This window comes from Streptomyces sp. NPDC058751, from assembly GCF_042746485.1.
Taxonomy (GTDB): Bacteria; Actinomycetota; Actinomycetes; order Streptomycetales; family Streptomycetaceae; genus Streptomyces.
The window spans coordinates 25,990-45,961 of sequence record NZ_JBHYPZ010000046.1 but is presented as its reverse complement, the minus strand read 5'-3'; the positions used below and the strand labels follow the sequence as shown (position 1 = coordinate 45,961).

At 71.9% G+C, this 19,972-nt stretch carries 19 protein-coding genes and 1 riboswitch; of the genes, 8 read left to right on the top strand and 11 right to left on the bottom strand.

The genetic code is table 11. From position 1 onward, the window contains the following. Nucleotides 1-59: 59 nt before the first annotated feature. The 4 genes from ACFW6B_RS33185 to ACFW6B_RS33170 all read left to right on the top strand — a co-directional run bounded on the left by ACFW6B_RS33185 (nucleotide 60) and on the right by ACFW6B_RS33170 (nucleotide 5,002). Nucleotides 60-578 carry a GNAT family N-acetyltransferase gene (locus ACFW6B_RS33185; protein WP_386602004.1) on the top strand — a complete coding sequence of 173 codons (519 nt, stop codon included), beginning with the start codon at nucleotides 60-62 and terminating at the stop codon, nucleotides 576-578. A 52-nt stretch (nucleotides 579-630) separates the two neighbouring features. Further along, nucleotides 631-780, top strand: a riboswitch (cobalamin riboswitch). Between the two features lie 131 nt (nucleotides 781-911). Then, nucleotides 912-3,293: a ribonucleoside-diphosphate reductase subunit alpha gene (locus ACFW6B_RS33180; RefSeq protein WP_386602002.1), complete on the top strand. Its 2,382-nt coding sequence runs from the start codon at nucleotides 912-914 to the stop codon at nucleotides 3,291-3,293. Then, a complete protein-coding gene (locus tag ACFW6B_RS33175; protein WP_386602000.1) occupies nucleotides 3,293-4,312 on the top strand; it encodes a ribonucleotide-diphosphate reductase subunit beta in 1,020 nt (339 codons plus the stop codon). The genes ACFW6B_RS33180 and ACFW6B_RS33175 overlap by 1 nt, the downstream gene beginning before the upstream one ends. Before the next feature lie 180 nt (nucleotides 4,313-4,492). Further along, nucleotides 4,493-5,002, top strand: a complete 510-nt coding sequence (locus ACFW6B_RS33170; RefSeq protein ID WP_386601998.1) for a hypothetical protein — start codon at nucleotides 4,493-4,495, stop codon at nucleotides 5,000-5,002. 67 nt (nucleotides 5,003-5,069) lie between these two features. Here the strand turns inward: ACFW6B_RS33170 and ACFW6B_RS33165 are convergent, their stop codons facing one another. The 10 genes from ACFW6B_RS33165 to ACFW6B_RS33120 form a co-directional block, all read right to left on the bottom strand. Further along, nucleotides 5,070-6,476, bottom strand: a complete 1,407-nt coding sequence (locus ACFW6B_RS33165) for a cytochrome P450 (protein ID WP_386601996.1) — start codon at nucleotides 6,474-6,476, stop codon at nucleotides 5,070-5,072. Continuing rightward, nucleotides 6,473-7,552: an epi-isozizaene synthase gene (gene cyc1 / locus ACFW6B_RS33160; RefSeq protein WP_386601994.1), complete on the bottom strand. Its 1,080-nt coding sequence runs from the start codon at nucleotides 7,550-7,552 to the stop codon at nucleotides 6,473-6,475. The genes ACFW6B_RS33165 and cyc1 overlap by 4 nt, the downstream gene beginning before the upstream one ends. Before the next feature lie 339 nt (nucleotides 7,553-7,891). Beyond that, entirely contained in the window at nucleotides 7,892-8,542 is a 651-nt protein-coding gene (def, locus tag ACFW6B_RS33155; RefSeq protein WP_386601992.1) for a peptide deformylase, read from the bottom strand. 59 nt (nucleotides 8,543-8,601) lie between these two features. Continuing rightward, complete coding sequence (locus ACFW6B_RS33150; protein WP_386601990.1) at nucleotides 8,602-9,582, bottom strand: tetratricopeptide repeat protein; 981 nt, start codon at nucleotides 9,580-9,582, stop codon at nucleotides 8,602-8,604. Between the two features lie 153 nt (nucleotides 9,583-9,735). After that, nucleotides 9,736-11,034, bottom strand: a complete 1,299-nt coding sequence (locus tag ACFW6B_RS33145; protein ID WP_386601988.1) for an HD-GYP domain-containing protein — start codon at nucleotides 11,032-11,034, stop codon at nucleotides 9,736-9,738. After that, nucleotides 11,031-12,386: an HD-GYP domain-containing protein gene (locus tag ACFW6B_RS33140; RefSeq protein WP_386601986.1), complete on the bottom strand. Its 1,356-nt coding sequence runs from the start codon at nucleotides 12,384-12,386 to the stop codon at nucleotides 11,031-11,033. The genes ACFW6B_RS33145 and ACFW6B_RS33140 overlap by 4 nt, the downstream gene beginning before the upstream one ends. Before the next feature lie 186 nt (nucleotides 12,387-12,572). Further along, on the bottom strand, nucleotides 12,573-12,875 hold the full coding sequence (rsrA, locus tag ACFW6B_RS33135; RefSeq protein ID WP_386601984.1) for a mycothiol system anti-sigma-R factor: 303 nt from the start codon (nucleotides 12,873-12,875) through the stop codon (nucleotides 12,573-12,575). Then, complete coding sequence (sigR, locus tag ACFW6B_RS33130; protein ID WP_386601982.1) at nucleotides 12,872-13,564, bottom strand: RNA polymerase sigma factor SigR; 693 nt, start codon at nucleotides 13,562-13,564, stop codon at nucleotides 12,872-12,874. The genes rsrA and sigR overlap by 4 nt, the downstream gene beginning before the upstream one ends. A 255-nt stretch (nucleotides 13,565-13,819) precedes the next feature. Beyond that, entirely contained in the window at nucleotides 13,820-14,500 is a 681-nt protein-coding gene (locus ACFW6B_RS33125; RefSeq protein ID WP_386602081.1) for an alpha/beta family hydrolase, read from the bottom strand. Between the two features lie 10 nt (nucleotides 14,501-14,510). Continuing rightward, nucleotides 14,511-15,326: an SOS response-associated peptidase gene (locus ACFW6B_RS33120; protein ID WP_386601980.1), complete on the bottom strand. Its 816-nt coding sequence runs from the start codon at nucleotides 15,324-15,326 to the stop codon at nucleotides 14,511-14,513. A gap of 50 nt (nucleotides 15,327-15,376) precedes the next feature. Between ACFW6B_RS33120 and ACFW6B_RS33115 the strand changes: the two genes are divergently transcribed. The 4 genes from ACFW6B_RS33115 (at nucleotide 15,377) to ACFW6B_RS33100 (ending at nucleotide 19,161) form a co-directional block, all read left to right on the top strand. Further along, nucleotides 15,377-16,108 carry a M50 family metallopeptidase gene (locus tag ACFW6B_RS33115; protein WP_386601978.1) on the top strand — a complete coding sequence of 244 codons (732 nt, stop codon included), beginning with the start codon at nucleotides 15,377-15,379 and terminating at the stop codon, nucleotides 16,106-16,108. A gap of 241 nt (nucleotides 16,109-16,349) precedes the next feature. Continuing rightward, on the top strand, nucleotides 16,350-17,690 hold the full coding sequence (gene aroA, locus ACFW6B_RS33110; RefSeq protein ID WP_386601976.1) for a 3-phosphoshikimate 1-carboxyvinyltransferase: 1,341 nt from the start codon (nucleotides 16,350-16,352) through the stop codon (nucleotides 17,688-17,690). Between the two features lie 16 nt (nucleotides 17,691-17,706). Then, nucleotides 17,707-18,720, top strand: a complete 1,014-nt coding sequence (rsgA, locus tag ACFW6B_RS33105; protein ID WP_386601974.1) for a ribosome small subunit-dependent GTPase A — start codon at nucleotides 17,707-17,709, stop codon at nucleotides 18,718-18,720. Between the two features lie 117 nt (nucleotides 18,721-18,837). Next, the gene (locus ACFW6B_RS33100) at nucleotides 18,838-19,161 is read left to right on the top strand and encodes a DMT family transporter (protein WP_386601972.1); all 324 of its coding nucleotides are present in this window, start codon (nucleotides 18,838-18,840) and stop codon (nucleotides 19,159-19,161) included. 83 nt (nucleotides 19,162-19,244) lie between these two features. Here ACFW6B_RS33100 and ACFW6B_RS33095 read toward each other — a convergent pair whose 3' ends face one another. Further along, on the bottom strand, nucleotides 19,245-19,850 hold the full coding sequence (locus ACFW6B_RS33095; protein WP_386602079.1) for a TetR/AcrR family transcriptional regulator: 606 nt from the start codon (nucleotides 19,848-19,850) through the stop codon (nucleotides 19,245-19,247). Between the last annotated feature and the right edge of the window lie 122 nt (nucleotides 19,851-19,972).

The following is a 19,972-nucleotide window of genomic DNA, read 5'->3' as shown; positions in this document are numbered from 1 at the left end:
CGGGCCGTCGGAGGAAAACCGGCGGCCCGTCGCCGTGCCGGTCGGGCACACTCGCCCCCATGGACATCGTCATCCGGCCCGCCCGGCCCGAGGAGTACCCCGTCGTCGGCGAGATCGCGGCCCGCGCCTACCTCGGGGACGGGCTGCTGGACTTCGGGGAGAGCGACGCGTACCTCGCGAGGCTGCGGGACGTCGCGGGGCGCGCGGCCGTCGCCGAGGTGCTGGTCGCCGTCGAGGGGGACCGGGTGCTCGGCAGCGTGACCTTCGTGGCGGACGCCGGGCCGATGGCCGACTTCGCGCGCGCCGGGGAGGCGGAGATCCGGATGCTGGCCGTCGCGCGGGAGGCGCGCGGCCGGGGTGCGGGCGAGGCCCTGGTGCGCGCCTGCGTCGGCCGGGCGCGGGCCGTCGAGGGCTGCGCGCGCCTCGTGCTGTCCACCCAGCGCACCATGCACAGCGCCCACCGCCTCTACGAGCGCGTGGGCTTCACCCGCACCCCGGGCCGCGACTGGAACCCCCTTCCGGAGCTCGACGACATCCTGCTGCTCACCTACGAGTTGACGCTCCGGCACACTCCGTAGCGCTCTCGGACACCGAGCGGACACAAGATGTGGGGGCAGTCCCGAGGCCCGGCACAAGATGTATGCTCATGGTCGCTGTCGCCGCAGGGGAATCCGGTGCGAATCCGGAACTGTCCCGCAACGGTGTACTTGTGTGTGTTCGCGTTCGCGTGTGCCCGCACCCGCGTCAGTCCGAGGACCTGCCGGCAGCGCGCCCCGGCCGTCCGGCCCGGGTGCCGACGACGTCCGGGCCTCGCGGAATGGGCCGGTGGACGCGGCGCGCTGCTGCCCGAAAGCGCTCCCGTGTGCCCCGAGCCCGCCCGCGAGGCCCCGTGCCGAGCGAGGAGAGCCCACGTGACCATCGCGCCAGCCGATCCGGCTTCAGTGACCGCGCAGCAGGCCCCGGTGGAGACCGACGGTCCCGGGACCGCGCTGCTGCGGACCCTGACGGACCTCACCGCCGACCTCCCCGACGCCGACCCCGGCCGGGTCGCCGCCGCGGCGCTGCGCGGCCGGTCCGCCCGCGCCGACGAGGCCGAGCTGCGCGAACTGGCCACCGAGGCGGCCGCGGGTCTCATCTCCGAGGACCCCGCCTACTCGCGGCTGGCCGCGCGCCTGCTCGCGATCACGATCGCCGCGGAGGCGGCCTCCCAGGGCGTCACCACCTTCTCCGAGTCGGTCGCCGTCGGCCACCGCGAGGGCCTGATCGCCGACCGTACGGCCGCGTTCGTGCGGCTGCACACGGCCCGCCTCGACGCGCTGGTCGACGCCGAGGGCGACGACCGCTTCGGCTACTTCGGGCTGCGCACGCTGCACAGCCGCTATCTGCTGCGGCACCCGATCACCCGCAAGGTCGTCGAGACGCCCCAGCACTTCATGCTCCGGGTGGCGTCCGGGCTCGCAGAGGACGACACGGTCCGCTCGGTGGACGAGGTCGCCGCGCTCTACCGGCTCATGAGCCGCCTCGACTACCTCCCCTCCTCCCCCACGCTCTTCAACTCCGGTACGCGGCACCCCCAGATGTCGTCCTGCTACCTCCTCGACTCCCCGCTGGACGAGCTGGACTCCATCTACGACCGCTACCACCAGGTGGCGCGGCTGTCGAAGCACGCGGGCGGCATCGGGCTGTCGTACTCCCGCATCCGCTCGCGCGGTTCGCTGATCCGGGGCACCAACGGGCACTCCAACGGCATCGTCCCGTTCCTGAAGACGCTCGACGCCTCGGTCGCCGCGGTGAACCAGGGCGGCCGGCGCAAGGGCGCGGCGGCGGTCTACCTGGAGACCTGGCACTCCGACATCGAGGAGTTCCTGGAGCTGCGGGACAACACCGGTGAGGACGCCCGGCGTACGCACAACCTGAACCTCGCGCACTGGATCCCGGACGAGTTCATGCGCCGGGTGAACGCGGACGCCGTCTGGTCGCTGTTCTCCCCCGCCGACGTGCCGGAACTGGTCGACCTGTGGGGCGAGGAGTTCGACGCGGCCTACCGCAAGGCCGAGGAGGCGGGCCTCGCCAGGAAGACCATCCCGGCCCGCGACCTCTACGGCCGCATGATGCGCACCCTCGCGCAGACCGGCAACGGCTGGATGACCTTCAAGGACGCCGCCAACCGCACCGCCAACCAGACGGCGGAGCCGGGCCACACCGTCCACTCCTCGAACCTGTGCACCGAGATCCTGGAGGTCACGGACGACGGGGAGACGGCGGTCTGCAACCTGGGCTCGGTCAACCTCGGCGCGTTCGTGACCGGCGGGGACATCGACTGGGAGCGGCTGGACGAGACCGTGCGCACCGCGGTGACCTTCCTCGACCGCGTGGTGGACATCAACTTCTACCCGACCGAGCAGGCGGGCCGCTCCAACGCCAAGTGGCGTCCGGTCGGCCTCGGCGCGATGGGTCTTCAGGACGTCTTCTTCAAGCTGCGGATCCCCTTCGACTCGCCCGAGGCCCGCGCCCTGTCCACCCGGATCGCCGAGCGGATCATGCTCGCCTCCTACGAGGCCTCCGCGGACCTCGCCGAGCGCAACGGACCGCTCCCGGCCTGGGAGAAGACCCGTACCGCCCGTGGCGTGCTGCACCCGGACCACTTCGACGTCGAGCTGAACTGGCCGGAGCGCTGGGCGGCCCTGCGGGAGCGGATCGCCGAGATCGGCATGCGCAACTCGCTGCTGCTGGCCATCGCGCCGACCGCCACCATCGCCTCCATCGCGGGCGTGTACGAGTGCATCGAGCCGCAGGTGTCGAACCTGTTCAAGCGCGAGACGCTCTCCGGCGAGTTCCTCCAGGTCAACTCGTACCTGGTGGCGGAGCTGAAGGAGCTCGGCGTGTGGGACGCGCAGACCCGTGAGGCGCTGCGCGACTCCAACGGCTCGGTCCAGGGCTTCACCTGGGTCCCGCAGGACGTCCGCGACCTGTACCGCACGGCGTGGGAGATCCCGCAGCGCGGTCTGATCGACATGGCCGCCGCCCGCACCCCGTTCCTGGACCAGGCCCAGTCGCTGAACCTGTTCCTGGAGACGCCGACCATCGGCAAGCTCTCCTCGATGTACGCGTACGCCTGGAAGGCGGGCCTGAAGACGACGTACTACCTGCGTTCGCGCCCGGCGACCCGCATCGCCCGCGCGGCCCAGGCGCAGGCGCGGCCCGAGACCACCATCCCCGTCCAGCAGGCGGCCGACCCCGACGCCGTCGCCTGCTCCCTGGAAAACCCCGAGTCCTGCGAGGCATGCCAGTAATGAGCGACACGAACACCGAGAAAAACCTCCTGGACCCGGGCTTCGAACTCACCCTGCGTCCCATGCGCTACCCGGACTTCTACGAGCGCTACCGGGACGCCATCAAGAACACCTGGACCGTCGAGGAGGTCGACCTCCACTCGGACGTCGCCGACCTCGCGAAGCTGACGCCCGGTGAGCAGCACATGATCGGCCGGCTGGTCGCGTTCTTCGCGACGGGCGACTCGATCGTGGCGAACAACCTGGTGCTGACGCTGTACAAGCACATCAACTCCCCCGAGGCGCGGCTGTACCTGAGCCGTCAGCTCTTCGAGGAGGCCGTGCACGTCCAGTTCTATCTGACGCTGCTCGACACCTACCTGCCCGACCCGGACGACCGGGCGGCGGCCTTCGCGGCCGTCGAGAACATCCCCTCCATCCGCGAGAAGGCGCAGTTCTGCTTCAAGTGGATGGACTCGGTGGAGAAGCTGGACCGGCTGGAGAGCAAGGCGGACCGCCGCCGTTTCCTGCTGAACCTGATCTGCTTCGCCGCGTGCATCGAGGGGCTCTTCTTCTACGGAGCCTTCGCGTACGTCTACTGGTTCCGCAGCCGGGGCCTGCTGCACGGCCTGGCGACGGGCACCAACTGGGTGTTCCGCGACGAGACGATGCACATGAGCTTCGCCTTCGAGGTCGTCGACACCGTCCGCAAGGAGGAGCCGGAGCTCTTCGACGACCTGCTCCAGGAGCAGGTGACCGCCATGCTGCGCGAGGCCGTGGAGGCGGAGCTGCAGTTCGGCCGTGACCTGTGCGGCGAGGGTCTGCCGGGCATGAACACGGACTCGATGCGGCAGTACCTGGAGTGCGTGGCCGACCAGCGCCTCCAGCGGCTGGGCTTCGCGCCGGTGTACGGCTCGGAGAACCCTTTCTCCTTCATGGAGCTCCAGGGTGTCCAGGAGCTGACCAACTTCTTCGAGCGCCGGCCGTCCGCTTACCAGGTCGCGGTGGAGGGCACCGTCGACTTCGACGAGGACTTCTGAGCGGTCCGGTCGTCCTGACCGCCCGCGGCTGAAGGGAGCCGGGCCGCCTTGCGCGGCCCGGCTCCCTTCGCTCATCGCCGCCGTGCCTCCGGCTAGTGCCTCCGGCTCGTCGTGCCGGTCCCCGTCCGGGACGGATCCCGATCCGCCGGTGGGACGTCCAACCGCCGAGGAGGTCACCCCATGCGTCGAACGACTCACACCCGGACCATCGCCCTCGCCGCCCTGGCCCTGCTGCTGGCGGGCTGCGGCACCCAGGGCGGAGGCGACGCGGGCACCGGCGGCACCGTGTCCCCGTCCCCGCCCGGCAGCACCACGTCCCCGCCCGGCGGCACCGTGTCCCCGTCCCCGTCGTCCCCCTCCCGCCCGGACTGCGCGGCGCCGGACGCGGACCTCGGCGCCGCCGACACGGGCCGTACGTACTGTCTGGCGCCCGGCGAGACGATCCGGGTCCTGCTGGACGGCACCACCGCCAGGCCCTGGAAACCCGTGGAGACCGACGGAAGCGGGCTGGAGGCCACCAACAGCGGGGTCGTCCTCCGGCCGGGTGACGCGTCCGCCGCCTACCGGGCGGTCTCGCCGGGAACCGTCCGCCTGACCTCGTCCCGCCCGTCGTGCCCGAGCGATCCGGCCCGGCTCTCCTGCGACGGCCCCCAGAAGTGGTCGGTCACCGTGGTCGTGCCGGAGGCGTGACGGCCGCGGCGCACGTCCGGGAGCCCCGAGGCGGCCCGGACGTGCGCCGACGGGCGCCCGGGTCCGGTCATCCGCCGGCCGGGGGGCCGGGGTCCGCGGAGCTCCTGCGGGGCCGGGCCCTCAGCCGCAGGTCGTGGGGGCGCAGGGTGATGCCGACACGGGTCGCGTCGCTGGACCCGGACACCGCCTCGAAGTGCCACCGGGACGCCAGGGTCGCGGTGACCAGGGAGAGCAGCGCCATCGAGAAGTGGTCGCTGGGGCACTTGCGGTTGCCGAGGCTGAAGGGGCGCATCGCGTACTTCGGGATGTCCGCGGAGCGTTCCGGAAGCCAGCGGTCGGGATCGAAATCCAGATGCCCGCGGTACGACCGGGGATCGCGCTGGATCGCGTACGGGCTGTAGACGATGTCGGCACCGGCCGGAATCCGATAGCCGCCGAGCTCGGTTTCGGCCACCGCTCGCCGCGTCAATATCCAGACGGCGGGGCGTAAACGCATCGCCTCGACAACGACATTGTTCGTGTGCGACAGCTTCCGGACGTCGGCGAATCCGACGGGCCGGTCTCCTGTGACGGACCGGACCTCCGCGGCCACTTTGTCCGCCTGTTCCGGATGTTCCGTCAGCACCTGGAGCAACCACATGATCGTGGATGCGACGGTTTCACTGCCGGGGGTCAGTATCGCGACGACTTGGTCGTGGATCTCCTGTTCGTCTATGGGGTCGCCGTCGTCGTTCTTCGCTTCCAGCAATGCCGTCAGCAAATCGTTCGGCTTTTGACCAGATGCCCGCCGCTCGTCGATGATCTCGTCGACGAGCGCGTGCAGATCGGCCAATGCGCGGTCGAATGCGCGTATCGAGGGAAGCGGAAGCCGGTAGAGCGGTCCCGCGGGTATGACCATGCGGCGGTACATGCCGCGGAACACGGTGGTGAGCGCGAGGCTCAGCCGTTCGGCGCGCTCGTCCATGAACCGTCCGCGCAGCAGACAGCGGGCGGCGACCCGGACCGCGACGCGGAACGACTCGGAGGTGCAGTCGACCGTCGCGCCGCGCTCCCAGCGCGCCGCGAACGCGTCCGACTCCTCCTCCATGATCGGGCCGTACTCGGGGACGATGTCCGCCCGGAACGCGGGCTGGACGGTCCGGCGCTGGCGCCGGTGCATCGGCCCGTTGGCCGTGGCGACACCCCGCTTGCCCAGCAGCCCTTCGAGCGACTCCCACAGGGGGCCGCCGATCTCGTAGTCGGGGCTGAGCGCCAGCGCGCCGGTGAGCGCGGGGGTGGTGACGGCGTACACCGTCTTGGGTCCCATCCTGAGCCGGACGACGTCGCCGTGGTCGCGCAGCCGGGCGAGGAAGCCCAGGGGGTCGCGGACCAGTTTCCAGCCGTGTCCGAGGACGGGCACGGCGCCGCCGGCGAGGGGCGGGACGGACGGCTCCCGTACCTCGGGCACCTCGGGTCGTACCGAATCGACGGTCATTTCTCACCTGCCGCTTCATTGTTGACGTACGGGGGTGTGGAGCGGTCGTCCCAGCTGTCGACCATGTACCGGCCCGACTCGTGGTGGAACCAGTACACGGAGCTGAACCAGTTCCGCATGTTTTCGAGGCAGGCCCGGACGGCGATGCTCGTCTCTTTTCCCCGGACCGTGCCGTCGGCGAGTGATTCGGCGAGCCGTGCGACGCCCTTCTCGACGGCGAGGAATTGTTCCACGCATTCCTCGATCCGCCGTCTCATTTCGGTGACGGCTTCTTCGAGCGTCAGCCCCTGATGGTGAATGAGACTGATTCCGAGATTGTGGACCTCGTCTCCGGCTATTTCTTTGGGGAGCGAACAGAGGTCGTTGTACCAGGCGGCGAATTCCTGGCTGAGCAATGCCGCCCGCCGGAATGCGGGATGCAGTCGCACTTCGGCAGGTAATTCGCGGCCCGCGCTCTGCTCCAGAAGGTCGGTCCATATCCGGTGCGCGAAGGTGAGCCGGCGGAGTTCCAGGTATTCCGCGACCGTGGGAACGGTTCCGGAGACCCTGTTCCTGAACTCCCGGTCGTACGCGTCGATCACCGCGTGGAAGTGGAACGCGAACCGTTTGTTCCAGTTCTCCCCGAGGAACGAGTACAGCCGCACCATGCTGTCCGCGAGCCCCGCCACCAGCGGATCCTGGTGGTGCAGATGGTCCCTGGGGGCGTCGAGGGCCGCGTGCAGCCGGATCCTGAGCTTCCGCCAGGCGTTCGCCCGGCCGTGGACGGCGTCGCGGTCGTGCCGGTCGTCCCAGACGAAGAACCACGCGCTGTAGTCCGCTATCGCCTGCAGGACCTCGTCGGGGGCGCCGGTGTAGTAGCCCGCCATGAGGTCCGTGTAGCACAAGCCGTCGGCGTGCTCCTCGACCTTGTCCGCGGGCATCAGCCGTTTTTCGAGCAGCCAGCTCCTGGTGTTCTCCTGGAGCCTCGGCCAATACGGGTGCAGTCGACGGGGAAACTCGGACTCGACCACCGGGAGGGAGAGCGCCGGCGGTACCGCGAGCGCTGTCGGGGAAGAACCGTATGAGAAAGCGCGCACGAACAAACCCCTCTCAGCCGCGTGTTGACGTCACACCCCTCCACCTGTGCCGGGCGCGCGCCGTTGCGTATCCCCGCCTTCCCATTCAGCACCACAACTGACCGCTCTGGGAACGGATTTGGTCCAGCAACCACTCGGCCGCGCCGAGAATCTCCCCTTGTGTGACTGAATATGGATCGCTCAAGGAGCACAAGAGATCGAACATATGACGTACATGCGAACGGTGCCTGGTCAGGAGGATCACCTGTCCAGGCACCGTTCGAGTGGGCTCACTGGAGGCCGCGCGTCACGCCGGTCAATTCATGTCACAGCGGCACGGGGCGCCCCGCGGGGCGGGGCTCAGCCGTTCGCCACGACGGGGTAGCGCGGCTCGTTCTCGGCCATCTGCTTCAGCGCGTCCTTGCGGTCGCGCTTGGAGAGGCGGTCGATGTACAGGTAGCCGTACAGGTGGTCCGTCTCGTGCTGGAGGCAGCGCGCGAAGTACCCCGTACCGCGCACCCGGACCGGGTTGCCCTTCTCGTCCTGCCCGGTGACCTCGGCGTAGTCGGGGCGGGCGAGCGGCGCGTAGGCGGTGGGCACGGACAGGCAGCCCTCGTTGCTCTCGTCGAGCTGGCGCCGCTCGGCGGGCAGGTCGACCAGCTTCGGGTTGCAGACCACACCGACGTGCCGGACACCCTGGTCGTCCTGGCAGTCGTAGACGAAGACCTTGAGGTCGACACCGATCTGATTGGCCGCCAGGCCCACGCCCTCGGCGGTGCGCTGGCTCGCGAACATGTCGGCGACCAGCTGGTCCAGCTCGTCCCCGAACTCGGTGACGTCCTCGCACTCCTTGTGCAGCACCGGGTTCCCGACCACCGTGATCGGGCGCGAGGTGCCGCGCTCGCGGTAGGCGCTCTCGCGCTCCTCGGCGTCCTCGGTGTCGATGACGAAGCCGTCGTCGTCCACGGGGAGCACGCCCACGTGCTGCTGATCGGTGTCCTGCTGCGCCATGACGACGTACGCCTTCCTCAGACCTTGGAGTTTCCTGCGACTACAGCCTAAAGGTGTGCTCAGCACACCTCTTCCAGATCCCGCCAGTCACGGGAGTCCGGGCTGTCGGCGACCCAGCCGTCCAGCAGGCCGCGCACCAGCGAGGCCGGTGCCGCGAGCCCGCACTCCCGCTCGGGCACCCACAGCTGCCCGTCGGTGCGGTGGCCGAGCGGACCCGGGTGCCCCGGCTCGCTGTGGTCGTGCGGGTCGAGGTGTTCCTCGTCGCCCTCGTCGGACGGCATCCGCGACTCGGAGCACATCCGGCACAGCAGCCGTACGGACGACGACCAGTCCTCCGCGGCGAAGCCCGCGTCGGCGGCGAGCCGTTCCAGCGCGTCCCGGTCCTCCTCGGTGGCCGCCTCGAGGAGGACGACCCAGGTGGGCACCGGCGAGGGCGCCCACAGCTCGATCTCGTCGAAGACCGGGTAGGCGTGCCCGGCGGCCGTGGTCCGCTCGCCGTGCGGAACGCCGTCGTGCAGGACGACCTCGCCCCAGCGGCGTCCGGAGGACGGCAGCGGGATCGACAGCACCTCGATGCGGGCCGGGTCCAGCCGGTGCCCCCACACCACCTCGGCCTCGCCCTCCGGCGACAGCCGGACGGCCGCGCTGCCGAGGGCCATGCCCACGGGCTCGCCGGAGACGGCGGCGCCGCCGGGCACCCTCAGCCCGTACGCCTGCCAGGCACGCCGTGCCAGCGGCCAGTCCTGCAGGGCGGTGGCCGCGATCCCCACGTTCCACCAGTCGGGCGCGCCGGTCTCCCGGTCGAGCAGGGCGACGGCCCGCAGGCCCGCCGCCCGCGCCTGCTCCCAGTCGTGCCGGAACTTGTGCAGCAGGGCCAGGTTGAACCAGGACTCGGACAGCCAGGGCTCCAGGTCCGCGGCGCGCGTCAGCAGCGCCCCCGCGTCCTCGTACCGGCCGTCGCCGATCAGCGTGAACGCGCGGTCGGTGGCCTGCCGCCATGAGGCGGAGGGCCGGTGTCGTCCCTTGCCGAAGATCCTCACGATTCCCGCCTGCCAGTTCCTCGCGTTACCCGCCTGCCGGTCCTTCGAAGAGTCCCTGGGAGGCAGTGCAGCCCCGGGCCGGCCCGCGCCCCCTGACACCCTCTCCCTCGCATCCAACCACGTACCTTCGGACGGCCGCTCATTACCCATGGGTTACCCAGCCCCGGGCAGGGTCAGACCGGCCCTGGACAGGACCCGCGCGAGCGACTCCACGACCTCCGGCTGGTAGTCGCGGGCGGTGGCCAGCCGCAGCTTCTCCAGCGCGGTCAGCGGCCCTTTGGGTCCTGCTGCCCGGGCCATCTCCTCGTATGCGTTCACGGTCCGCACGATGCGCGCGGTGACCGGCTGGTCCCGGTACGGGTCCGCCTGCCGTTCCACCACGACGGCGACCTCGGCCTCCACGCCGGTCTGCCGTACGACGGCGCCGCCGAGCAGCGCGATCCGCCGCTGCTCGGCGGCCGGGAGCACGGAGGTGGCGCCGGCCGGCACGGGGTCGACCAGGCTGAGCTGCCCGATGTCGTGCATCAGCGCCGCGTACTCCAGGACGGTCAGGTCCGGCTCGGACAGGCCCAGCTCGCGGCCCACGGCCCCGCTGAGGGCGGCCACCCTCCGGGCGTGTCCGGCCGGTGTGTACCCGGCGATCTCGGTCGCGCGGGCGAGCGACGCGATCGTCTGCCGGTAGGTGACCCGCACGGCCGCGTAGCGCCGGAAGGAGAGCTGGGTGAGCAGCAGCGGCAGCGAGAGGACGGGCAGCGCCCACAGTCCGGTCACCGCGACCGCGAGCGCCATCACGGCCCCGGTCGCGCACACGGCCGAACCGATCCCGAGGGTCGCCCGCAGCTCGTCGCGCAGCAGCGGCCCGAACGGCCACCGGGTCCGCGCGTGGGCCGTCGCCGCCGCGAGCACGGCGTCCCACAGGGTGGTGAGGACCAGCAGCGCGACCAGCAGCAGGGCCTGGGCCGAGCCGCCCCACTCCAGCAACCTGCCCCGGCCGTGGAGGGGTTGGAAGCAGACGGCGGCGAAGGCGACGGTCAGGACGCGGCGGGCGAGGTGGTCGGGCGTCGGCGCGTGTCCCCGCGCCACGTGCGGTACGCAGCCGATCAGCGCCGCCGCCACGACGACGGCGACGACCTGGAGGACGCCGTGGCCGGTGCTGTGCCCGGCGTTCTCGCCGAGCAGCGCGTACGCGAGGGCTCCGGCCGCTCCGAGGGGCGCGGACTCGCGTTCCTCGGCACCGTTCCACCGGGCGAGCTCGCCGACGGCTATGAGCAGGCCGAAGGCCAGCGCCGTGCCGCGTTCCTCCATTCCGTGCCAGAAGGTGGTGCCGAGGGCGAGGAGCGCGAGGAGGAGGGCGAGGGCGCGCACCGCGGTGAGCAGGGCGGGGGTCCTCCCGGCGGGTGCGGGACGGGCGGTGCGGGCGGGGGCCTCGTGCCGGGAGGCGGCGGTGCTCATGGGGCGCTCCGCCCGACGGTGCCGGACGGACGCGTCGGCGGTGCGCCGGACACGGCGGAGGGGGCGGTGTCCGCGGTCACCGCGGGATGCCAGCCGTGCCGGTCGAGCGCCCGCGCCAGCGCCGCCACCATCCGGGGGTCGAACTGCGTCCCCGCGCACCGCCCCAGTTCCTCCAGGGCCACCGGTACCGGGCGGGCCCTGCTGTAGGACCGGGTCGACGTCATCGCGTCGAACGCGTCGGCCACGGCCACCACCCGGGCGAACTCCGGGATCTGCGGCCCCGCGAGACCGTACGGGTATCCGCTTCCGTCCAGCCGCTCGTGGTGGTGCAGGATCGCCGAGCGGGCCTCGCCCAGGAACCCGATCCCGCGGACCATCTCGTGCCCGTACTCGGGGTGCAGTTCGATGATCTGCCGCTCCTCGGGGGTCAGCGGTCCGTCCTTGCGCAACAGCCGTGTGGGGACGCCGAGTTTGCCGACGTCGTGCAGGATGCCGGCGAAGCGGAGCACCTCTACGCGCTCGTCGTGCATGCCCAGCTCGCGGGCGATCATCACGGACGCCCGGCCGACCCGCTCGCTGTGTCCGCGGGTGTAGCCGTCCTTGATGTCGACGGCCTGGACGAGGGCGCGGATGGTGGCCTGGTGGGCGGCGCGTTCGCGGTGGTACTGGGCGAAGACCCAGCAGGACACGTACATCGGCAGCAGGACGAGCAGCGCGGCGACGGGACCGTACGGGCTGCGCCAGAGCACCGCCATCATCAGTCCGGCGAGGCCGTGCACGGCGACCGGCGCCAGCGAGCGCGCGAAGAGCCCGTGCCAGGCGCCGCGCACCGGAGCGCGCTCGGCCAGTGCGAGGATCCCGCCGTCGAGGAGGGTGAGCGCGGCGCAGAAGGCGAGCACCGCGGCTCCGGCGGGCACGAGCGCGTAGGGGAAGTCGGGGGTGACGAGCGCGTCCCGGCCGCCGAGCGCCCCGTACACCCGGGAGGCCGCCCAGGCGGAGAGGGCGAGCTGGGCGGCGCGCCAGATCCGGCGCGGGCCGCGCGGGCGCTGTTCGACCCGGGCGAGCAGCGCTCCGGGCAGCGCGACGAGGGCGGCGGCGGGCGGGGGCAGCAGGAAGGCGCCGGCCAGCAGGACGGGGAGGAAGGTGCCCATCCCCTGGGGGGTGTCGCCGGGCGTGCCCGCTCCGTGCGGCCGAAGGGGCAGGGTGACGCGCTCGCAGCCCGCGTACAGCACGGCGAGCAGCGCGACGATCTCCCAGGGGACGCCGAGGTGCGGCAGGGGAGCCAGGCAGGCGAGGGCCAGGAGGGCGACACCGGCCACGTAAGCCCGGGCCCACGCCGGAACCGAACCCATCCCCGAACCTCCCCCGGTCTCAGGCTCGGAGCCTAGGCCGGGAGGAAGCGGGCGGGGACGGGTATGTGCGAATCCGCGGGCTCCAGGCCCACGGATTCGCACGTTCGGGTGATAAACGGAGGACCGGGCCGAGCCGGAGGACCGGGGCCGCCGGAGCGTGGCCCCGCGGCGGAAGACCGCCCGGGGTCAGGACTCCTGGGCCGTCGCGGTCACGTCGTGCTCGGGCACGGTCTGTCCCGAGCGGATCAGGTCGATGCGGCCCATGACCTTGGCCCGCAGGTCGGTGGGCACCTCGTCATGGCCGCAGCACCGCTTGACCAGCTTCTTCACGGCCTGTTCGAGGCCGTACTTCTCGAGACACGGGGAGCACTCCTCGAAGTGGACCTCGAACTTGGTGCAGTCCGCGTCCGGCATCTCATGATCGAGGAACTCGTAGAGATGATCGAGTACCTCACTGCAATCCGTCTCGTGCGGCTCTCCGCAGCTCATGAGCCCGAGCCTTTCGCTTCGTTCGACTCTCCGGCGCCGGCGGGGACCAGCCCGCGGTCACGGGCGTAGTCCTCCAGCATGCCGCGCAGTTGGCGACGGCCCCGGTGCAGCCGGGACATCACCGTACCGATGGGTGTCCCCATGATGTCCGCGATCTCCTTGTACGCAAAGCCCTCTACGTCCGCGAGATAGACGGCGATGCGGAATTCCTCGGGGATCGCCTGCAGCGCTTCCTTCACGTCGGAGTCGGGCAGGTGGTCCAGCGCCTGCGACTCGGCGGAACGGAGGCCGGTCGACATGTGCGACTCGGCGCGCGCCAGCTGCCAGTCCTCGATCTCCTCGGCCGCGCTGCGCTGGGGTTCGCGCTGCTTCTTGCGGTACGAGTTGATGAAGGTGTTGGTGAGAATGCGGTACAGCCACGCCTTGAGGTTCGTGCCCTCGCGGAACTGGTGGAACGACGCGTACGCCTTGGCGTACGTCTCCTGCACCAGGTCCTCGGCGTCGGCCGGGTTGCGCGTCATGCGCAGGGCTGCCGAGTACATCTGGTCGAGGAATTCGAGCGCGTCCCGCTCGAAGCGCGCGGTGCGCTCGGCGGGGGTCTCCGCCGTCGCGTCGCTCGTGCCCCGGCCCTCGGGCTGCTCCGCCTGGCCGTTTTCGGTCCCTGCGTCGGTCCCAGTGACCGGACCCACCTCCTCCAGCGACGTAGCGAGACCGAGACCGGTCCCACTGGAATCGGAGGATAGACGAACATCATGCCCGCCCGCCGCCCGAATCGGGGCGTTCTTGCCCGCGTGCAGCACCGTCCAGTCCAGGTCAGCGCGGCTGCTGCGGCTCGGGCAGAAGGTCGAACCCATGCGGCGGACTTCCTCTCGTACGAACGGTGCAGCACGCTGCGTGCTGTCTGCTCGGCACAACAGAAGTCCGTCACTCTGCATTCCCGGCCGTCACCCGAGTGACGTGGCCCACCCCGTGACACCGTCCGTGATGATCTTCAGCGCCTCGTCCTGGCCGAGCGGGGCCCGCTTCGGGACCGCGAGGCCGTGGTCGCCGTGGGGCACCTCGATCAGCTCGTAGGGGCCCGGCGGGAACTCCTCCGGCTTCCCGAACGGGTCGTTGCCGCCCTGGACGACGAGCGTGGGCACCCCGGCGCCGAGCAGCTCGGCCGCGCGGGACTTCTCCGGCCTGCCCGGGGGGTGCAGCGGGAAGCTCAGGGCGAGCACCGCGGCGGCGCCCAGCTCCACCGCGGTCCGGCACGCGACCCGGGCGCCCGCGCTGCGGCCCCCGGAGACCACGGGCAGCCCCGGCTTCGCCAGCGCAGGCCACACGCCCCGCCATCCCACGTCCAGCGTCCCCGGCGCGGGCGCCACCTTCTTCCCGGCCACCCGCCAGGGCTGTTCGACGAGTGCCACGCTCACCCCGTGGGCGGGGAGCGCCTCGGCGAGCGCCCGCAGGTCCCGGGCCTCGATGCCGCCGCCCGCGCCGTGGCTCGCGGCGAGGACGAGCCGCGCGCCCGCCGCCCGGTGCCAGGTGATCCGGGCCGTACCGGCGTCCGTCTCGACGGTCTCGCGGGTCTCACTGGTCTCGGTGGTCTCACCGGTCTCGCCGGTCTCGTTCACGTCGCTGATGCTCGTCACGTCAGAACAGTGTGCCCTCCTCGGGCCCCTCCAGTTCCTCCAGCAGCTCCGCCCCGTTGTTGCGGACGTTGCTGACCGCGGTGGAGACGGGGTACGCGCGCATCAGGCCGGTGGGCGGCGGCGCGAGCAGGTCGCGGAGCTCGTCCGGGTCCGTGCGGGAGGGGTCGAGCCAGCTGTCCCAGCGGTCGGGGGTGAGCATCAGGGGCATCCGGGGGTGGATGTCGGCCAGCGCCCGCGGGCCCTCGGCGGGGGCCACCGCGAGCGGCGCCGTCTCCGCCTCGGTGGTGATGACCGAGCAGGTCGCCCACCAGGCCAGCGGGTGCTCGTCCGGCAGCGTCCGGTCACGCCAGAACTCGTACAGGCCCGCCATCGCGAAGACGGAGCCGTCCGCCGGGGTCACGAAGTAGGGCTGCTTGCGGGGCCGCTTCTTCCTGCCCTCGACCTCCAGGTCGCGTTCGGCACTGGAGGTGACCCACTCGTAGTAGCCGTCGGCGGGGACGATGCAGCGCCGGGTGCTGAAGGCGCGGCGGTACGAGGGCTTCTCGTGCACCGTCTCGGCGCGCGCGTTGATCATCCGGGCGGCGCCCTCGGGCGTCTTGGCCCAGGACGGGACGAGCCCCCACTTGAGCCTGCGGAGCTGGCGAACCGGCCTCGGACTGTCCGCGTCCTTCACAGGACGGTCGAGGACGACGTAGACCTCCTTGGTCGGGGCCACGTTGTAGTCGGGAGCCAGGGTTTCTTCCGCGTCCCATTTCTCGATCTCAAAGGTTGCTGCGAGATCCTCGGGTCCACGACTGGCTGCATAGCGTCCGCACATACGTGCAACACTGCCAGATTCCGCGCCGCGAAAGGGAGCCACCGCCGACAATGGACAGCACCGCATCCACCTCGCTGGCCTCGCTCAGCTCCCTGTGGGACGAGGTGTTCGGCACCCAGCCGGACCCCGACCTGTGGGTGGTGATCGCCACCATGGTCGCGGCCCTCGCGGCGACCGTCCCGCACGGCGTCTGGCGGGTCTCCCGCAACGCCGTCACCATCGCGCACGAGGGCGGCCACGGCCTGGTCGCCCTGCTCACCGGCCGCAGCCTCAGCGGCATCCGGCTGCACTCCGACACCAGCGGTCTCACGGTCAGCCGCGGCAAGCCGACCGGTCTCGGCATGATCCTCACGGCGGCGGCGGGCTACACCGCTCCCCCGCTGCTCGGCCTCGGCGGCGCCGCGCTGCTCGGCGTCGGCCACATCACCCTGCTGCTGTGGGTGGCCACGGCCATGCTGATAGCCATGCTGGTGATGATCCGCAACGCGTACGGCGCGCTCACCGTGATCCTCACCGGCGGCACCTTCCTCCTGGTGTCCTGGCTCGCCGGACCCCAGGTGCAGGCCGCGTTCGCGTACGCCGTGGTGTGGTTCCTGCTCCTCGGCGGCGTCCGCCCGGCCTTCGAACTCCAGGCGAAGCGGAGGCGGGGCGGGGCGGGCGACTCCGACGCGGACCAGCTCTCCCGGCTGACGCACGTACCGGCCGGGCTGTGGCTGTTCCTCTTCCACGCCGTGTCGCTGTGTTCGCTGATGGGCGGCGGACGCTGGCTGCTGGGGCTGTGAACCCGGGGGCGCCGTCCGGGGGCCGGGACCGTGAGCCCGGGCCGGAACTGTGAACCCGGGGCCGGAACTGTGAGCCGCGGGCTGCTGCCCGAAGGGGCCCGGCACCCGCCGAAGGGCCCTGAACTGCGCCGCGACCCGTCCGGCGGGGCCTCCGGGCGTGCCCCGGCCGGCTCCCCCGGCGGGCGTCACCGGCGGTGACGGAGCCGCGGCTGCCCGGCGCCCTGCCACTAAAGTGGGGCGCATGACCGTGAACCCCGCCCACACCGCCCTCTGGCCAGCCCCGCACGCAAGCGGAGCCGTCGACGCGACGGTTCACGTGCCGGGGTCCAAGTCGGTCACCAACCGCGCCCTCGTCCTGGCCGCGCTGGCCTCCGAGCCGGGCTGGCTGCGCCGCCCGCTGCGTTCCCGCGACACCCTGCTGATGGCCGGCGCGCTCCGCGCGATGGGTGTCGGCATCGAGGAGACGGTCGCCTCCAGCTCGACGGTCGCCGCGGGCCCGGACGCCTCCGGCGAGGCCTGGCGGATCATCCCCTCGGGCCTGCGCGGACCGGCCACGGTCGACGTCGGCAACGCCGGCACCGTGATGCGCTTCCTCCCCCCGGTCGCCGCGCTGGCGGACGGCCCCGTCCGCTTCGACGGCGACCCGCGGTCGTACGAGCGTCCGCTGAACGGCGTGATCGACGCGCTGCGCGTGCTCGGCGCCCGGATCGACGACGACGCCCGCGGCTCGCTGCCGCTCACGGTCCACGGCAGCGGCGCCCTGGACGGCGGCACGGTGGAGATCGACGCGTCGTCGTCCTCCCAGTTCGTGTCCGCCCTGCTGCTCTCCGCCCCGCGTTTCAACCAGGGCGTCGAGGTCCGGCACACCGGTTCGACCCTCCCGTCCATGCCGCACATCCGGATGACCGTGGACATGCTGCGCGCGGTCGGCGCCCAGGTGGACACCCCGGAGTCGGGCGGCGAGCCGAACGTGTGGCGGGTGACGTCGGGCGCGCTGCTCGGCCGCGACCTGATCATCGAGCCGGACCTGTCGAACGCCCAGCCGTTCCTGGCGGCGGCGCTGGTGACCGGCGGCACAGTCGTGATCCCGGACTGGCCGGCCCGCACCACCCAGCCCGGCGACCGGCTGCGGGAGATCTTCACCGAGATGGGTGGTTCCTGCGAACTGACCGAACGCGGACTGGAGTTCACCGGTTCGGGTGCCGTTCACGGCATCGACGTGGACCTGGGCGAGGTCGGTGAGCTGACCCCGGGCGTCGCGGCGGTCGCGGCGCTCGCCGACTCCCCCTCCACACTGCGGGGCGTGGCCCATCTGCGGCTGCACGAGACGGACCGGCTGGCCGCGCTCACCAAGGAGATCAACGAACTCGGCGGCGACGTCACCGAGACCGCCGACGGCCTGCACATCCGGCCGCGCCCGCTGCACGGCGGCGTCTTCCACACGTACGACGACCACCGCATGGCGACGGCCGGCGCGATCATCGGGCTGGCGGTGGAGGGCGTCCAGATCGAGAACGTGGCGACGACGGCGAAGACGCTGCCCGACTTCCCCGACCTGTGGACCGGGATGCTCGGGAACTGACGGGCGGACCTGGATCATGCGCCGTTACGGCAAGCACACCGACGAGGACGACATCCGCCAGCGGCCGAACCGCAAGGGCAACCGTCCGCGTACGAACATCCGCCCCAAGCACGAGGAGGCCGTCGAGGGCATGGTCCTCACGGTCGACCGCGGCCGGCTGACCTGTCTGGTCGAGGACCGTGCCGTGGTGGCGATGAAGGCACGGGAACTGGGCCGCAAGGCCGCCGTCGTGGGCGACAAGGTGGCCATCGTCGGCGACCTGTCCGGCGAGAAGGACACCCTCGCCCGCATCGTCCGCATCGAGCCGCGCGACTCGGTGCTGCGCCGCACGGCCGACGACGACGACCCGTACGAGCGGGTGGTCGTCGCCAACGCCGACCAGCTCGCCATCGTCACCGCCCTCGCGGACCCCGAGCCGCGCCCCCGGCTGATCGACCGCTGTCTGGTGGCGGCCTTCGACGGCGGGCTGAGCCCGCTGCTGGTGCTCACGAAGTCGGACCTGGCGCCGCCGGACAAGTTCCTGGAGCTGTACGGCGCGCTGGACATCCCCTACGTGGTGACCAGCCGCGAGGAGCTGCGCAGCGAGGCCGCCGCCGACCGGGTGCGCGAACACCTGGACGGCAGGATCACGGCGTTCGTCGGGCACTCGGGCGTGGGCAAGACGACCCTGGTGAACGCGCTGGTGCCGCCCGAGCGGCGGCGGACGACGGGCCACGTCAACGCGGTCACGGGCCGCGGCCGGCACACGACCACCTCGGCGCTGGCGCTGCCCCTGGCGGGCGGCGGCGGAAGCTGGGTGATCGACACCCCCGGCGTCCGTTCCTTCGGCCTCAACCACGTCGATCCGTCCCGGGTCATCCACGCCTTCCCCGATCTCGAACCGGGCACGGAGGGCTGCCCCCGGGCGTGCAGCCACGACGAACCGGACTGCGCGCTCGACGAGTGGGTGGCCGACGGCCACGCGGACCCGCAGCGGCTGTTCTCGCTGCGCCGTCTGCTGGCCACGCGCGAGCGCCGCGAGGGCGACTGACGTCTCCGTGTTTGCGTGCGCCCGCGGTCGGTAAGGGCTTCTCCGGGGCGGTGAATGCATCATCGCACCGAGCCGGACCAGCCGAAGCAGTCGACGTGTGATGCGGGAGGACAAGACATGGCGTGGCTGCTGGTCGTTGTGGCGGGACTGCTCGAAACCGGCTTCGCGGTCTGTCTGAAGCTCTCCCACGGCTTCACGAGGCTCTGGCCCACCGTCGCGTTCTGCATCTTCGCGCTGGGCAGCTTCGGTCTGCTGACCCTTTCCCTGAAGAAGCTCGACGTCGGTCCCGCCTACGCGGTGTGGACCGGCATCGGCGCGGCCGGGACCGCCGTCTACGGCATGATCTTCCTCGACGACCTGGTCTCGGTCCTCAAGATCGTCTCGATCAGCCTGGTCATCATCGGTGTCATCGGGCTCCAGCTGTCGGGGTCGGCGCACTGAGCACACCTCCTCGGGACGCCGCCGGAACACGGGGACGCCGTCGGAACACGGGGACGCCGCCGGAACACGGAGTGCCCCGCCCCTCAGACCCCGAGCCGGGGGGACGGTGCCAGCGCGGTCCTGACCAACTCCGTGGCCCCGCCCCGCGCGGGCGGCGCGACCACGCAGGACAGCGCGAGCCGGGCCGCCAGTTCGCAGGCCCGCGTGACCTCGGGGGTGTCCGCCCGGGACAGGGCCAGCGCGGCGACCGCGCGGTCGCGGACCAGCGCCACGAAGTCGGCGGGCGTGGGCAGCGGTCCGTCGGCCCGCCGCTGCGCCGGCACCGGGGACGACGAGGGCACGGCGGACAGCGCGGGCGAGGGCAGCCGCTCGCTCCAGCATCCGGTGAGCATCGCCCGCACCAGCGCGTTGCTGCGGGCCGTCGAGGCGGTCCACTCGGCGGTCGCGGCCAGCCGCTCCCGCGCGTCCGTGTGAGCGGCCAGGGCCCGGTCGACACCGGCGAGATAGGCGTCGGCCTCCCGCCGCACGAGGGCACGCGCGAGGCCCTCCTTGCTCCCGAACTCGTTGTAGAGCGTCTGGCGTGACACTCCGGCCACCGCGGCCACGTCGACCATCCGCACCGCGGACCACGGCCTGCGCGCGAGTGCCGTATAGGCGGCGTCCAAGAGCGATTCGCGCGCTGCGGGCATCATCGCCTCCTCGGGGCGAGCGGCTCTGGAGCCAGGTTTGACGCGTACAGGAGCACTGTCAAGGGGGTGAGGCGGCCCCGCTGGGCGCGCGCCCCGGGCCGTGCGCGCCCGGACCTGGCGCG